The sequence below is a fragment of the Sulfitobacter delicatus genome, assembly GCF_900102535.1.
Classification (GTDB): Bacteria; Pseudomonadota; Alphaproteobacteria; order Rhodobacterales; family Rhodobacteraceae; genus Sulfitobacter; species Sulfitobacter delicatus.
The window spans coordinates 146,226-160,975 of record NZ_FNBP01000009.1 but is presented as its reverse complement, the minus strand read 5'-3'; the positions used below and the strand labels follow the sequence as shown (position 1 = coordinate 160,975).

Annotated in this window: 18 protein-coding genes; 10 read left to right on the top strand and 8 right to left on the bottom strand. The window is 60.5% G+C overall.

Features of this window, described 5'->3' with window-relative positions:
* Positions 1–168: 168 nt before the first annotated feature.
* Positions 169–933, bottom strand: a complete 765-nt coding sequence (gene istB / locus BLS57_RS15160) for an IS21-like element helper ATPase IstB (protein ID WP_093740268.1) — start codon at positions 931–933, stop codon at positions 169–171.
* The gene (gene istA / locus BLS57_RS15155) at positions 930–2,417 is read right to left on the bottom strand and encodes an IS21 family transposase (RefSeq protein WP_093740271.1); all 1,488 of its coding nucleotides are present in this window, start codon (positions 2,415–2,417) and stop codon (positions 930–932) included. The genes istB and istA overlap by 4 nt, the downstream gene beginning before the upstream one ends.
* Before the next feature lie 134 nt (positions 2,418–2,551).
* Between istA and BLS57_RS15150 the strand changes: the two genes are divergently transcribed.
* Both BLS57_RS15150 and BLS57_RS15145 read left to right on the top strand, forming a co-directional pair.
* The gene (locus BLS57_RS15150; RefSeq protein WP_093743549.1) at positions 2,552–2,923 is read left to right on the top strand and encodes a sensor histidine kinase; all 372 of its coding nucleotides are present in this window, start codon (positions 2,552–2,554) and stop codon (positions 2,921–2,923) included.
* 23 nt (positions 2,924–2,946) lie between these two features.
* Positions 2,947–3,375 carry a response regulator gene (locus BLS57_RS15145; RefSeq protein WP_093743548.1) on the top strand — a complete coding sequence of 143 codons (429 nt, stop codon included), beginning with the start codon at positions 2,947–2,949 and terminating at the stop codon, positions 3,373–3,375.
* Between the two features lie 183 nt (positions 3,376–3,558).
* Here BLS57_RS15145 and groL read toward each other — a convergent pair whose 3' ends face one another.
* The 3 genes from groL to BLS57_RS15130 form a co-directional block, all read right to left on the bottom strand.
* Positions 3,559–5,202 (bottom strand): chaperonin GroEL, encoded by a 1,644-nt coding sequence (gene groL, locus BLS57_RS15140; protein ID WP_093743547.1) that lies wholly within the window; start codon positions 5,200–5,202, stop codon positions 3,559–3,561.
* A gap of 64 nt (positions 5,203–5,266) precedes the next feature.
* On the bottom strand, positions 5,267–5,554 hold the full coding sequence (groES, locus tag BLS57_RS15135; RefSeq protein WP_007119008.1) for a co-chaperone GroES: 288 nt from the start codon (positions 5,552–5,554) through the stop codon (positions 5,267–5,269).
* A gap of 167 nt (positions 5,555–5,721) precedes the next feature.
* A complete protein-coding gene (locus BLS57_RS15130) occupies positions 5,722–6,402 on the bottom strand; it encodes a DUF2161 domain-containing phosphodiesterase (RefSeq protein ID WP_093743546.1) in 681 nt (226 codons plus the stop codon).
* Positions 6,403–6,466: 64 nt separating this feature from the next.
* On the opposite strand from BLS57_RS15130, the gene BLS57_RS15125 reads away from it, so the two are divergent.
* The 7 genes from BLS57_RS15125 to BLS57_RS15095 all read left to right on the top strand — a co-directional run bounded on the left by BLS57_RS15125 (position 6,467) and on the right by BLS57_RS15095 (position 11,792).
* The gene (locus BLS57_RS15125) at positions 6,467–6,820 is read left to right on the top strand and encodes an MmcQ/YjbR family DNA-binding protein (RefSeq protein WP_093743545.1); all 354 of its coding nucleotides are present in this window, start codon (positions 6,467–6,469) and stop codon (positions 6,818–6,820) included.
* Positions 6,821–6,918: 98 nt separating this feature from the next.
* A complete protein-coding gene (locus tag BLS57_RS15120; RefSeq protein WP_093743544.1) occupies positions 6,919–7,839 on the top strand; it encodes a manganese-dependent inorganic pyrophosphatase in 921 nt (306 codons plus the stop codon).
* A 51-nt stretch (positions 7,840–7,890) separates the two neighbouring features.
* Positions 7,891–8,763 (top strand): TIGR01459 family HAD-type hydrolase, encoded by an 873-nt coding sequence (locus BLS57_RS15115; protein ID WP_093743543.1) that lies wholly within the window; start codon positions 7,891–7,893, stop codon positions 8,761–8,763.
* A 90-nt stretch (positions 8,764–8,853) separates the two neighbouring features.
* Entirely contained in the window at positions 8,854–9,297 is a 444-nt protein-coding gene (locus BLS57_RS15110; RefSeq protein WP_093743542.1) for a MaoC family dehydratase, read from the top strand.
* Positions 9,298–9,358: 61 nt separating this feature from the next.
* Positions 9,359–10,291 carry a bifunctional riboflavin kinase/FAD synthetase gene (locus tag BLS57_RS15105; protein ID WP_093743541.1) on the top strand — a complete coding sequence of 311 codons (933 nt, stop codon included), beginning with the start codon at positions 9,359–9,361 and terminating at the stop codon, positions 10,289–10,291.
* Complete coding sequence (locus tag BLS57_RS15100; RefSeq protein ID WP_093743540.1) at positions 10,288–10,758, top strand: YcgN family cysteine cluster protein; 471 nt, start codon at positions 10,288–10,290, stop codon at positions 10,756–10,758. The genes BLS57_RS15105 and BLS57_RS15100 overlap by 4 nt, the downstream gene beginning before the upstream one ends.
* Positions 10,758–11,792: a threonine aldolase family protein gene (locus BLS57_RS15095; RefSeq protein ID WP_093743539.1), complete on the top strand. Its 1,035-nt coding sequence runs from the start codon at positions 10,758–10,760 to the stop codon at positions 11,790–11,792. Before BLS57_RS15100 ends, BLS57_RS15095 begins: the two co-directional genes overlap by 1 nt.
* A 4-nt stretch (positions 11,793–11,796) precedes the next feature.
* Here the strand turns inward: BLS57_RS15095 and BLS57_RS15090 are convergent, their stop codons facing one another.
* Positions 11,797–12,594, bottom strand: coding sequence for an alpha/beta fold hydrolase (locus BLS57_RS15090; RefSeq protein ID WP_093743538.1), 798 nt, complete (start codon positions 12,592–12,594; stop codon positions 11,797–11,799).
* Positions 12,591–13,187, bottom strand: coding sequence for a 2-hydroxychromene-2-carboxylate isomerase (locus tag BLS57_RS15085; RefSeq protein ID WP_093743537.1), 597 nt, complete (start codon positions 13,185–13,187; stop codon positions 12,591–12,593). The genes BLS57_RS15090 and BLS57_RS15085 overlap by 4 nt, the downstream gene beginning before the upstream one ends.
* A gap of 102 nt (positions 13,188–13,289) precedes the next feature.
* Here BLS57_RS15085 and BLS57_RS15080 point away from each other — a divergent pair, with 102 nt between their 5' ends.
* Entirely contained in the window at positions 13,290–14,309 is a 1,020-nt protein-coding gene (locus tag BLS57_RS15080) for a ribose-phosphate pyrophosphokinase (RefSeq protein ID WP_093743536.1), read from the top strand.
* 52 nt (positions 14,310–14,361) lie between these two features.
* Here the strand turns inward: BLS57_RS15080 and BLS57_RS15075 are convergent, their stop codons facing one another.
* Entirely contained in the window at positions 14,362–14,712 is a 351-nt protein-coding gene (locus BLS57_RS15075) for an H-type lectin domain-containing protein (RefSeq protein ID WP_208597582.1), read from the bottom strand.
* Positions 14,713–14,750 lie beyond the last annotated feature (38 nt).

Below are 14,750 nucleotides of genomic sequence, written 5' to 3'. Positions count from 1 at the left end.
TGTCAACGGCGGAGTAAAACCCGACCAAAGGGCGGCGCAAAAGTAGGCCACTTTGGGGTTGGGCGTGAAGGGTGCATAGAGTGCTGGCGGCCAGTCGACCGCGCTCCCCAAATAGCTGTCGGTTGACTAGCCGCCTTGGCCCGTGAGGGCCAAGGCATGGATTGTCGATCAGGAGGTTTTGGTGGCTTTTCGCGCTTGGCTTTGGGCCAAGCGATAGCTTTCGCCGTTCATCTCGAGGATGTTGACGTGGTGGGTCAGCCGGTCGAGGAGCGCCCCGGTCAGGCGCTCGGTTCCGAAGGTTTCCGTCCATTCATCGAAGGGCAAGTTGCTCGTGATCAGCGTAGCCCCGCGCTCGTAGCGCTGCGAGATCAATTCAAAGAGCAGCTCGGCCCCGGTTTTGGAGAGAGGGACGAAGCCCAATTCGTCGATGATCAGCAGCTTGGCGTTGGCCATCTGTTTTTGGACCCGCAGCAAGCGACGCTCGTCGCGCGCCTCCATCAGTTCGTTGACCAAGGCCGCGGCGGTGGTGAAGCTGACCATCATCCCTTTCTGGCAAGCAGCGAGCCCCAGGCCGAGTGCGACGTGGGTTTTGCCGGTGCCGCTTGGGCCGAGGGCAATCACGTTCTCGCGCCGTTCGATCCAGTCGCAGCGCGCCAGCTCAAGCACCTGCATTTTGTTGAGCTTGGGGATTGCCTTGAAGTCGAAGCTGTCGAGGCTTTTGGTGGCCGGGAACTTGGCCGCCTTGATGCGGCGCTCGACCATCCGTCGCTCGCGATCGATCAGCTCCAGTTCGACCAAGCGCGTCAGGAACTGGACATGGTCCAAGCCCTCGGCGGCGCATTGGCGCGCCACCTTCTGATACTCACGCAGGAATGTCGGAAGCTTCAGCCTCTTGAGGTGATGCTCCAGCAGGATTTCGGGGGCATGGGTCATTTCGCAGCCTCCGACATCAGGGACATGTAGCTGGCCGCTGAGGTCGTCTCGACCCGCGCCCGTGGCAGGTAGGGGTACACGTCGAGGTCGAGCCGTGGTGGCCGCTTCTCGACCTGACACAGCACCAGATGCTTCACAGCATCAAAGCCGACCGCGCCCATCTTCAGGGCCTGCTTTACGGCGGCGTGTAGCTCATCCATGCCGAAGGTCTCCAGGAGGCGCAGCACCTGAACATACTCGCGGCGCCCTATCTTCAGCATGCGCGCTTCCATCAGGCGGCGCAGCGTGTCGAACTCTTTTGGCAAGTCCCACCCCGCAAGGGGCGCGGCCTGATCCAAAGCATTGATCTTGCGTTCGATCAGCGGGAGGTAGTGGATCGGGTCGAACACCATGTCCTCGCGCGCGTAGCACCGCGGATGGCGTGCGATCACGTCCCCACGGCAGCCAATCACCACCTGATCAACATAGGCCCGCACCCAGACATCCTGATGGCCATAGGCCACGGGGACCGAGTAATCGTTGGTGCCGTAGCGGACCAACGATTGGGAGCTCACCCGGCCGCTGGCCTGTGCGCAGGCCTCAAAGGGAGCGGCTGGCAAGGGGCGCATCTCGGCCAGATCCCGCTGCACGCGCGCGCCGATCGTCTCCGTGTGCCCACGGAGTGTATCAGTCTGACGGGCGCGACACTGCTCTTCAAGATAGGTGTTGAAGCTCTCCCAATCCGGGAAGTGGGGGATCGGCACCATGTGGTTGCGGCGGACATAGCCCACCATCCCCTCGACATTGCCCTTGTCATTCCCTTTGCCCGGCCGTCCGTAGCGGTCTCGGAACAAGTAATGCGACAGCAGCCCGCTGAACAGCGTCGCGCGGACCCGTGTACCATCCGGCTGGATCTTCGAGACCAGACAACGGTCGTTGTCGTAGAGAACCGACAGAGGCACCCCGCCAAAGAAGGCAAAGGCATGCACATGCCCGTCCATCCAGGCCTCCGCCGTCGCCGCCGGGTAGGCTCGCACGAAGTAGGCATCGCTGTGGGGCAAATCCAGGACGAAGAAGTGGGCCTTTTGTTCGACACCCCCGATCACAACCAACGCTTCGCCAAAATCAGCTTGCGCATGGCCCGGCGGATGCGCCAGCGGCACGAACATCTCACGGGTGCGTCGTTCACGCTGCCGAACGTAGTCCTTAATGATCGTATAGCCGCCGGTGAACTCGTGTTCCGTCCTGAGCCGCTCGTGGATCCGCTTCGCCGTGTGGCGCTGCTTGCGAGGCAACTTCCTGTCCTCTTCAAGCCAGCCATCGATGATCTCGGTAAACCCATCAAGCTTGGGACGCTTGATCTCCTTCGTGCGCCGGTAGCCCGGCGGCGACGAGAACGCCAACATTTTGCGAACGCTGTCGCGCGATATGTTGAAATGGCGCGCCAGATCCCGCTGGCTCATCCCCTCGCTGCGCGCCAGCCTCACCTTCAGATAAAGTTCCACGGTGTAAATCTCCTCACCCTCCCTGCTGCCGCAAGAAGGGAAAAAGTGGACGAATTTTACGCCGCCCGCACCGCCAATACGACGGCGCTACCGTGGTCTAATTTTGCACCGCCGTTCTCACGCGCCTCACACCGTTGCAGCAAATTCTAGGCAACCTGCTTTCGAACGCGATAAAACATCACGACAAAGACCAGGGCATCATCCATGTGCAGGCCGATATTGTGGATGGGACACTGATACTGCGCGTTACAGATGATGGGCCTGGGATTGATCTGCGCTATCAGGCCCAAATATTTGAGCTGTTTCAGACCCTTCGGCCACGTGATGAAGTTGAAGGCAGCGGTCTTGGGTTGGCAATTGTCAACAAACTGGCGCTGCACCACAAAGGCAAAGTCACCTTAATCTCTGATCCCGACAAAGAACGCGGCGCGTCCTTTATCGTGGAACTGCCACTCCCCGCCGCTTCCCCCGTCCAATCACCGCCGCATATTGCCGAGGCCGCATAATGTTTACGCCAAAAGACGCCCGCATGAAGACAACTGCCGCGAAGTTCCTGATCGTGGATGATGATATGGTGAGCGTGATGGCCATGCAGCGAGCGATGCGAAAGCTCAAAATCGTGAATGAGACGGAAGTTCGCCACGATGGGCAGCAAGCTCTCGAATTTTTGAGGGAAGAGGTGGAGCGCCATGGCCGTTTGCCGCCCTACATCGTGACGCTCGACCTTAATATGCCGCGCATGGGCGGCTTGGAATTTCTGGAGGCCGTTCGAGGCGATCCAGCGCTAGAACGAGTGGTGGTCTTTGTCTTTACCACGTCGGACATGCCCACGGATGTGCAGTCAGCCTATAGCAAGAACGTGGCAGGCTATATCGTGAAAGAGAACCCTTCCGAGACCTTTGCAAATGCTCTCGACATGCTGAATGCCTATGCGCGGATTGTCGAATTGCCTTCCTAAGGCCGGTCTACGCCGCGTGGCCGCCATGATCACTGCACCGCTGCTTAGCGAACCCATTTCTACCTTGGCCCGGTTAGCTTGTAGAGTGATCAAATCTATCGAGCGAAGATGCTCCGCAGCTTCAGATGCAAAAAAGGCGCGCCATCTCTGGCGCGCCTTCTGTTTCTAGCCAATAGGGCTGGCTTACATCATGCCGCCCATGCCGCCCATGTCGGGCATGCCGCCGCCGGCAGGTGCGCCGTCTTTTTGCGGACGGTCAGCGACCATGGCTTCGGTGGTGATCAGCAGACCAGCGATCGAGGCCGCGTCCTGCAGAGCAGTACGGACAACTTTGGCCGGGTCGATGACGCCGAACTTGAACATGTCGCCATATTCTTCGGTCTGGGCGTTGAAGCCGAACTTCAGGTCGTCGCTTTCGCGGATCTTGCCCGCCACGACGGAACCGTCGACGCCAGCGTTCTCAGCGATCTGACGCAGCGGTGCTTCCAGTGCTTTGCGCACAATGGAGATACCAACGTTCTGGTCGTTGTTGTCGCCGGTCAGACCTTCGAGCTTTTTGCCCGCCTGAACCAGAGCCACACCACCGCCTACAACGATGCCTTCTTGAACAGCGGCACGTGTCGCGTTCAGGGCGTCGTCAACGCGGTCTTTGCGCTCTTTCACTTCGACTTCGGTCATGCCGCCGACGCGGATCACGGCAACACCGCCTGCCAGTTTGGCAACGCGCTCTTGCAGCTTCTCACGGTCGTAGTCGGAGGTGGTTTCTTCGATCTGGTTACGGATCTGAGCAACACGTGCTTCGATCTCGGCCTTTTCGCCCGCGCCGTCAACGACAGTGGTCTCGTCTTTGGTGATCGCGACTTTCTTGGCCGAACCCAGCATGTCCATGGTCACGGACTCAAGCTTCATGCCCAGATCTTCGGAGATCACCTGACCACCGGTCAGAACCGCGAGGTCCTGCAGCATGGCTTTGCGACGGTCACCGAAGCCCGGTGCCTTCACAGCAGCAATCTTCAGACCGCCACGCAGCTTGTTCACGACGAGGGTCGCCAGGGCTTCGCCCTCAACGTCTTCGGCAATGATCAGCAGGGGTTTCTGCGACTGGATCACCTGCTCGAGCAGCGGCACCATCGGCTGAAGGCTCGACAGTTTCTTCTCGTGCAGCAGGATGATCGCGTCTTCCAGCTCGACAGTCATCTTGTCGGAGTTGGTGACGAAGTAGGGGCTCAGGTAGCCACGGTCGAACTGCATGCCTTCGACGACATCGGTCTCGGTCTCGAGGCCTTTGTTCTCTTCGACGGTGATGACACCCTCGTTGCCGACTTTCTGCATCGCGTCTGCGATCTGACGGCCGATCTCTTTTTCGCCATTGGCGGAGATGGTGCCAACCTGTGCGACTTCGTCGCTGTCGGACACGTCACGGGCCGCGGCGCGGATCGCTTCGACGACTTTGGAGGTGGCCAAATCGATGCCGCGCTTGAGGTCCATCGGGTTCATGCCAGCGGCAACCGATTTCATGCCTTCTTTGACGATGGCCTGGGCCAGAACAGTCGCGGTGGTGGTGCCGTCGCCTGCTTCGTCATTGGTCCGGGAAGCAACTTCCTTGACCATCTGTGCGCCCATGTTCTCGAACTTGTCTTCCAGTTCGATTTCCTTCGCCACGGATACACCGTCTTTGGTGATGCGCGGTGCGCCGAAGGATTTGTCCAGAACCACGTTCCGGCCTTTGGGGCCGAGAGTGACTTTCACCGCGTCGGCAAGGATGTTCACACCCTTGAGCATCCGGTTGCGGGCATCGGTGTCAAATTTGACGTCCTTAGCAGCCATATTGTCTTCTCCTAAAATCTTGGATTGATGTGAGCGTCTTCAAAGGGTCGGCAAGCCGGGTGGCTTACGCGATGATCCCCATGATGTCGCTTTCTTTCATCATCAGCATTTCTTCGCCTTCGACGGTGACTTCTGTGCCGGACCATTTGCCGAACAGGATTTTGTCACCGGGGGCGACGGCCATTTCGATCAGCTCGCCGTTGTCCTTGCGGGCACCGGTGCCTACGGCAACGACTTCACCCTCAGAAGGCTTTTCCTTGGCGGAATCAGGAATGATCAACCCGCCGGCGGTTTTCTCTTCGCTTTCTGTACGCTTTACCAGCACACGGTCATGAAGCGGTTTCAATGCCATCTTTGCAGCTCCTTAAGGCTCAAAGTTACTCTTCCAAGCCACCCCCTCCGTCCGAGGGGTGCAGCCGTTAGCACTCAACCCTTGTGAGTGATAACGACGCATAGCTAAGGAGCGTTCTGAGTTCTGTCAACAACGGCGTTGAAAAATTTTGGGTCAATTGGAACCAATTAGCCGGCCCCAAGTATGCGCCCCGCGGTGGCGACAGCTTCGGCCCCCGTTGGGGTGAGGCCGTACACACCTTTATCGACCTTTTCAAACCAACCATAGTGATCGTCGCGCATCATGCGGGTTGCCGCTGAGACCCCGGTGGCGCGGGCCACGTCGGCGCCCTTGCTGGCCCCTGCCTCGAACAAAAACACCGCCAGTTTCAACGCGTCTTGACGGTAGGCGGTGACGAGGCCAGCACGTGTCTGCCCCCCATCATTCGGATCGCCCTGCCGACGCGCAAATTCCCGGAGCAGCATGGCCTGTCGCTTGGTGTTTTTGCGCGGCGCATAGGGGCCGGGATCGCAATGCACTTCAACCAACCCGTCTGACAGCCGCACGGTGATCAGCCCCAGCCCCAGCCGCCGCGCCAGCGTGACATTGTCCTTCACCGCCTTAGCAAACCGTTTGCCGGGCTGACGCGCGACGGCGAGGTACACGTCATCTGCCACCTTGAGCCGTGCAAGGCACTGGTGGAACAGCGCGAGCGAGAAGCCGAGCTTCAACTCCACCACCACCGGCGGCTCTGCCCCGCGAATGGCCACCACATCTGCCGCACCGACTTCGGCCTTTACCACATAGCCTTGATCCTCAAGGAAAGCCTTGATCGGTGGATAGAGATCGGTCTCGCGGGGATTGGTCATGGCGGCCAACCTGCCCCATGCGGTAGCGCTATGCAAAGGGGCAATAGGCCTTTAAACTTCCCCGATGACCCGCGATGAATTGAATGCCTTCTGTGCCGCCCTGCCCCAGACCACCCATGTCGTCCAATGGGGGAATGCCGACGTCTGGAAAGTCGGCGGCAAGGTCTTTGCCATCTGCGGCTGGGCCGAGGACGCGCCCGCCTTTACCTTCAAGGTCACCGAACTGGCGTTTGAAGTCCTCTCGGACAGCCCCGGCCTGCGCCCCGCACCCTATCTCGCCTCTCGCGGAATGAAGTGGATACAGCATTACGCCGAACCGGGCCTCAGCGACGACAGCTTGCGCGACCACATCCGCGTCTCGTATGACATGATCGTCGCCGCGCTGACCAAAAAGAAGCGCGCGGAACTGGGCCTCTAGGCGCTACACGCAATGCCGCAATGCGGCAGGCGCAGGTGACAAGCCTATTCAACCTGCTATAAGGCGCGCAAATCCACCCGAATAGACAGGACCGCCCCATGACAACGCTTGTTTTTGGCCACAAATCTCCCGACACCGACAGCACCGGCAGCCCGATCGTTTGGGCTTGGTACCTGAATGAAATCAAAGGTATCCCCGCCAAGCCCGTTCTGCTGGGCGAGCCGAACACCGAAGCGCTGTTCATGCTCGATAAATGGAACCTCGATAAGCCGGAAATCCTGACCGATCTGGAAGCCGACACGAAGGTTGTGATCGTCGACACCAACAACCCCGCCGAACTGCCCGCCAACATCAATGAGGCCGATATCACCGGCATCATCGACCACCACCGTCTGGTGGCCGGGCTGGAAACACGCGGGCCGATTGAGATCAACATCCAGCCGCTCGCCTGCACCGCGACAATTATGTACAAAATGATCGGCAAGGATTGGGCCCAAGCCCCACGTGGCGTGAAAGCGGCGGCTCTGTCCTGCATCCTGTCCGACACGCTGGAATTCCGCAGTCCGACCACCACGCAAGAAGACCGCGCCATCGCGCACGACATCGCGCAGGATCTGGGTGTCGACATCAGCGACTATGCGGCCGAAATGTTCGCCGCGAAATCCGATGTGTCGTCCTTTAGCGAAGCCGAACTGCTGCGCATGGACAGCAAGGCATTCGACCTCGACGGCACGAACCTGCGTGTGAGCGTCTTGGAAACGACCTCCCCCGCTCCGCTTCTGGAGCGCAAGGACGCGCTGATGGCTGAGATGCCCAAAGTGGCCGAAGCCGATGGTGCCGCACAGGTGCTTTTGTTCATCGTCGACATCCTGAAAGAAGAGGCAACGCTTCTGCTGCCCAACGACATGGTCAAGCACATCGCCGAGCAGAGCTTCGGCGCTGAAGTTACCGGCGACACGGTCGTGCTCCCCGGCGTGATGAGCCGCAAAAAGCAGATCATTCCCAACCTTAAGATGTAAGCCAAACGGGCGGGCCAAGTGTCCGCCCCTCGCTTTTTGAAAGGCCGCCCCATGACCCGCATTATCTCTGCCTTGCCGGACGTTTCCGACCAATACGACGCGCTCTTTGTCGATCTTTGGGGCTGTGTGCATGACGGACGCAAGGCGTTGCCCGATGCGGTCGCGGCGCTGCAAGCCTACCGCAAGACCGGCGGCAAGGTCGTGCTGGTCACCAACTCCCCCCGCCCCCGTTCTGGCGTGGAGAAGCAGTTGCAGCATTTCGGCGTTACAGAAGACGCATGGGACAGCATTGCCACCTCAGGCGATTCCGCGCGGTCGGCGATGTTCCGTGGCGCGGTGGGCGAAAAGGTCTGGTTCATCGGCCACCCCGGTGAGCGCAAATTCTTTGAGCCGCTAGCGATCCTCGACAACCCGGTGAACGTGACGACCGTGCCGCTTGAAGAAGCCGAAGGGATCGTTTGCACTGGCCCCGTCGACCCAATGGCTGACCCAGAGGTGATGAAACCCGAGTTCGAGAAAGCCATCGCCCGGGGCCTAAAACTGCTCTGCGCGAACCCCGATATCGTGGTGGACCGGGGCGAAGTGCGCGAATGGTGCGCCGGGGCGCTTGCGGCGCTCTATACCGAAATGGGCGGCGAAAGCCTCTATTTCGGCAAGCCCCATGGCCCGATCTACGACCTTGCCCGCCGCCGTCTTGCCGCGCTGGACGTCGATATCCCCGACAGCCGCATCCTCGCCATCGGTGACGGCATTATGACGGACATCAAAGGCGCGATAGACGAAGGCATCGATTCGCTATTCATCACGGGCGGGCTGGCCGCATCGGAAACCGCGACCACCCAGCAACCGGAAGAAGATAAGCTGCGCGCCTATCTTGACCGCGAAGCATCTGACCCAACCTATGCGATCGGATTCCTCCGCTAATCCAGAAATGACTTGACTTTCTGCAGTTGCGAAGCAATAAAGTTGCCGAGCGCCTGATGTTGGCGTCACTTTGTTATCATGGGGGCCGTCATGTTGGACAATATGCCGCGCGGGACGATCTGCATCGAAGACATCGAAATCGGCATGACTCGCCATCTGCGCAAGGTCGTGACCGATACGGATATCGAGATGTTCGCGCAGGTCTCAACCGACCACAACCCGGTGCATCTGGATGACGACTACGCCCGCGATACGATCTTTGAAGGTCGGATTGCCCACGGAATGCTGACAGCCGGTCTGATCTCGGCAGTAATCGGCGAGCAACTTCCGGGCCATGGCACCATCTACCTTGGCCAGTCGCTTAGATTCCTCGCCCCCGTCCGCCCCGGCGACATGGTGCTGGCCGAAGTGACTGTTACCGACATGGACATCCGAAAGCGCCGCGTGAAAATGGATTGTCGCTGCTCGGTCGACGGGAAGGCCGTTCTCGAAGGTGAGGCCACAGTGCTCGCGCCTTCCGCCAAGTTCGACTGACCGCGCAGTTTCGCCGCGCCTGCATCTTGCCCTTGCGCCGCCGCGCAGCTAGGCAAGGCGCATGCGGATCATCCGAGATTATCAATTTGTCGACCTGCCGGATCGCGGTGCTACTGCCGCGATCGGGAATTTCGATGGCGTTCACCTTGGCCACCGCTCGGTGATCGAACTGGCGCAAAGCGCCGCACCCGACGCCCCGCTCGGCGTGGTCACATTCGAGCCGCATCCGCGTGAATATTTCGCCCCTGACGCCCCGCCCTTTCGCCTGATGGGCCGCGAAGCACGCGCGCACCGGCTAGAGAAGATCGGCGTCGAGCGGCTCTATGAGCTGGCCTTCAACGGCACGCTGGCCGGGCTTACACCCGAAGCCTTTGCCCGCGACGTGCTGCACGAGGGGCTTGGGCTGGCGCATGTGGTGGTGGGCGCCGATTTCTGCTTTGGCAAAGGTCGCGCCGGCACGGCGGAGGATTTGGTGCGCTTTGGCAAAGAATACGGCTTTGGCGTTACCGTCGCCCCGCTGATGGAGCGTGAAGAGCTTACCGTTTCTTCCACCGCGATCCGCGAAGCGTTGAGCCGAGGTGCCCCCCGCGAAGCCGCTGCGATGCTGGGCCATTGGCACCGCATCGACGGCCCGGTGATCTCGGGCGAACAGCGCGGGCGGGAGCTGGGCTTTCCCACGGCCAATATGTCGATCGACGGGCTGCATCCGCCAGCTTTCGGCGTTTATGCCGTGCTGGTGGACGTTCTGGACGGACCGCACAAGGGCAGCTACCACGGGGCTGCCAGCATTGGCGTGCGGCCCATGTTTGGCGAGAACAAAGCCAACCTCGAAACCTATCTCTTTGACTTCAAGGGCGATCTCTATGGCGCCCCGCTATCGGTCGGTCTGGTCGAGCACCTACGCGGCGAAGAGAAGTTCGACAGCCTCGATGCGCTCATCACCCAGATGGACGCCGACTGCGCCCGCGCCCGCGCCATTCTGGCGGCGCTATGAGCGATCCGATCCCCCGCAAAGGTCTGGCCCCGAAATTCTGGGAGAAGAAGCCGCTCAAAGAGATGTCGCAGACCGAATGGGAAGCGCTCTGTGACGGCTGTGGGAAATGCTGCCTGAACAAGCTCGAAGACGAGGACAGCGGCGAAGTGGCCCTGACCCGCGTCGCCTGCCGCCTGTTGGACGACAGCACCTGCCGCTGCGTGCATTATGAGAACCGGCATGAGTTCGTGCCCGACTGCATCGTACTGCGCCCCGACAACCTTGATACCCACGCCTATTGGATGCCGCTGACCTGCGCCTATCGCCTGCTCTGGGAGGGCAAGCCGTTGCCCGAATGGCACCCCCTGCTGACCGGCACGCCTGACAGCGTGCATGATGCCGGGGTAAGCGTGCAATTTGATACCGTGTCCGAATTTGATACCCCATTCGAGGAATGGGAAGACCATATTATTGAGGAGCCCACCTGATGTTTTTCGCCTCTGACAATGCCGGCCCCGTCGCCCCGAAGGTGATGGAGCGCGTGATCGCGGCCAACACCGATTACGCCATGCCCTACGGCAAAGATCCGATCATGGACGAGGTGCGCAGCCAGATACGTGAACAATTTGAGGCGCCTGAGGCGGCGGTCTACCTTGTCGCCACCGGCACTGCGGCTAATGCGCTGGCGCTCGCCTGCTACTGTCAGCCGTGGCAGACGATTTTCTGCTCTAAGGTCGCGCATATCGAGGAGGACGAGTGCAACGCGCCTGAATTCTACGCCGGGGCTGCCAAGCTGACGCTGGTGGAGACGGACGACAAGATGACCCCAGACGCCCTGCGCCGCGCCATTGTCGCGCGTGCAGCGGGTGATGTGCACACGCCGCAGCGCGGGCCGGTGTCGATCACACAGGTGACCGAACGCGGCGGCGTGCACAGTCTTGACGAATTGCAGGCACTGACGGCGGTGGCCGAGGAATTCGACTGCCCTGTGCATATGGACGGCGCGCGTTTCGCCAATGCCTTGGTGGCCTTGGGCTGCACCCCGGCAGAGATGACGTGGAAGTCGGGCGTTGATGTGGTGAGCTTTGGCGGCACCAAGAACGGCTGCATGGGCGTTGAAGCGGTCGTGTTTTTCGACCCTAAGAAGGCGTGGGAGTTCGAACTGCGCCGCAAGCGCGGGGCGCATCTGTTCTCCAAACACCGGTTCTTGTCGGCGCAGATGGCGGGCTACCTCGCCGATGGCGCTTGGTTGGAGACGGCAAAACAAGCCAATGCCAACGCCGCTTATTTGGCTGAAGGGCTGCACAAAGCGGGGGCGGAATTTCTCTTTGAACCCGCCGCCAATATGCTCTTCCCCCGTTTCCCGCGGGCCATCCACCGCAAACTGCACGACGCAGGCGCGCGTTACTATCTCTGGGATGGAACGCTCGATGGGGATGACGGCGAATTGCTAGCGGCCCGCATGGTCTGCGATTGGTCAATCAGTCGCGCGCAGATCGACCTATTCCTAAGCCACTTCTGAGCCTTCAGGCGAGCGGCACTTCCGCAAGGAAATCACTTATCGCCCCGGCAACCTCGCCGGGGTGGGTGATCGGCACCATATGCCCTGCTCCCTCAACCACGACACGCCGCGCATTCGGCAGGCGTCGCATCAGCGAATCGTTGATCGCGTGCGCTGCCTTTGGCGAAGCACTGCCTTCGATCAGCAGAGCGGGCATTACCGCGCGGTCGAACATCCCCGGCGCCAGAAGCCCTGCGCTGTCTCCGCCCAGAAACGGCGATGAGGCAGGGATAAAGTCGATCCGGTCCACCATATAGGCGCGGGTAGGTGCGGGGATTTGGTCCCATTTCGTGCCGTCCCCCCAGACCCGGTTGAACAGCCGCGCAGCGGTTTCCCGATCCCCCTCAGCCAAGGCAGCCTCAAAGGCTTCGTTCTGCTCGTTGTACTCCGCCATGCCTTCCGGATCGTCCTGCGCCGCAGCGGCAAAATAAACTGGCTCAATCATCGTAAGGCTGCGCACAAGCTCGGGCCGTTCAATCGCGATCCGCATGGCGACCGTCGCCCCGAATGAATGGCCGATCAGGTCCATCGGCGCTTCAAGCAGGCTAAGCGCCATGTCAGTGGCAACATCATGGATGTTACGTTGCCCGTCCCAATCGCCGGACTTGCCATGCATGGGCAGGTCAAAGGCGCGTATGGTCAGATCGTCGGCCAACGCCTCTCCCACCCGCCGCCATGCGCCGGAATGGGCCAGAGAACAATGGATCGCCAAAGCCGGGCGCAGGCCATAGCCAAAGCGCCTTGCGTTGACCTCAGGAATCACAGTTTGCCCCCGAGGTGCAGGTCGAGATCCTCCAACCGGTCCTGACCCCAGAACTTCTGATCGCCAACGATGTAGAACGGCGCACCGAAAACGCCCTGTGTCACGGCCTCTTCAAGATTTGCGGCATAGGTCTCGGCCCCTTGCAGCAACCCGCTATTGGCCAGATCAGGGTCGAAGCCTGCCTCACTCAGGCAATCGCGCACAACATCATCGTGCCCGATGTCCTTTTCCTCAGCCCAGACCGCGCGGGTGATCGCATGCGTGAGCTTGCCAAGATTGCCCCCGCCCGCGTTCTGCGCCGCGATAACGGCGTAGGCCGCAGGCGCGCCGTTGGTCGGCCAATGGGCGGGCTTGAGGTTGAAGGGCATGCCGAGTTTGCGCGCTTGGCGGGGCAAATCTTGGGCGCGGTATTCATTCCGGCTGGGGTGTCGTTCTGCCGGAGACAGGCCACCCGTGCGGGGAAAGGCCGCCACGATGTCGAAAGGTTTATAAACCACCTCGGCCCCGTGCTTATCGGCAATCTCTTCAAGCCGGTTCCCGGCAAGGTAGCAATAGGGCGACAGGGTTGCGAAAAAATAATCGATACGGGCCATTTGGCTCTCCTTCCGGGGCGGTGCAGCTTTGCCCGACCGTAAGCCCATGCTAAGCGGTGTCAACGTCACGAATCTGCAATCAACCGCTGCTCCGGAGCCCCTATGCCACGCACTTCAGAACCCAAGCTGATCTCAGGCAATGCCAATATGCCGCTTGCCAAGGCCATCGCCCGGCGCATGTCGCTGCACCGCGGCGTTAACGTGGGGCTCGTCGATGCGCGGGTTGAGCGGTTTAACGACGGCGAAATCTTCGTCGAGGTCTATGAGAACGTGCGCGGTGAGGACATGTTCATCATCCAGCCCACGTCGAACCCCGCGAATGACAACCTGATGGAGCTGATGATCATGGCCGACGCATTGCGCCGCTCTTCGGCTGCGCGTGTCACCGCTGTGCTCCCCTATTTCGGCTATGCCCGTCAGGACCGCCGCACCAAGGCGCGGACACCGATCACCGCCAAGATGGTTGCCAATATGCTGACCGGCAGTGGCATCGAACGCATCCTGACGATGGACCTACACGCGGCCCAGATCCAGGGCTTCTTCGACATCCCGGTCGACAACCTCTATGCCTCGCCGATCTTCGCGCTGGACATTAAAGACGCCTTCAAAGACCAGATGGACGAGCTAATGATCGTCAGCCCCGACGTGGGTGGCGTGGCCCGGGCCCGTGAATTGGCCAAGCGGGTCAATGCGCCGCTGTCGATCGTGGACAAGCGCCGCGAAAAGGCTGGCGAAGTTGCCGAGATGACCGTGATCGGTGACGTGAAGGGCAAAACCTGCCTGATTGTGGACGACATCTGCGACACCGCCGGTACGCTCTGCAAAGCCGCCGAAGTGCTTCTCGAGAACGGTGCGAAGGAAGTCCATTCCTACATCACCCACGGCGTCATGTCCGGCCCAGCAGTAGAGCGCGTGACCAACTCGGTCATGAAATCCTTGGTGATTACCGACAGCATCGCGCCTACGGCGGCAGTCGAGAAAGCGGAAAACATTCGGATTGTGCCAACCGCACCGATGTTTGCCCAAGCGATCCTGAACATCTGGAACGGCACCTCGGTTTCCTCACTCTTTGAGGCGGAGACGCTGGGCCCGATCTACGACGGCATGTATAGCCACGACTAATTACACACGCAGGGTAGCCCTCCAGGGCTGCCCTCCCCCCCCGATCAGGGCGCTAGTCTACCGCCCAATCATCCTCTTCCCCCACTGCACCAATCGCCGTCCAAGCCATGCGCATCCGTGCGACACGGGTGTCCCCCCATGTGCGGAACACCATGTCAAAGCCGGCCTCTGTGACCGCTTCAGCGCTGACATCAGCGCGGATCACCGTGCTGCTGTCGATGTCCCAAAGCGAGGGGCTGAGGTGCACTGTCGGTGCTTCGCGAAACGGCTCGGAGAAGTTTATCCGGCGGCGGCGCTCACGCTGGCCCCTGCCCGTCCACATCGGCCCGCCGTCCTCATAATCCGAAAACAGCATCACATCGCCACTATCGACGCCGATTGTATGACTGCGGATTTTCTTCATAGGAAAGCTTGGCCTGTATTGGTCTCATTGCGCCCATG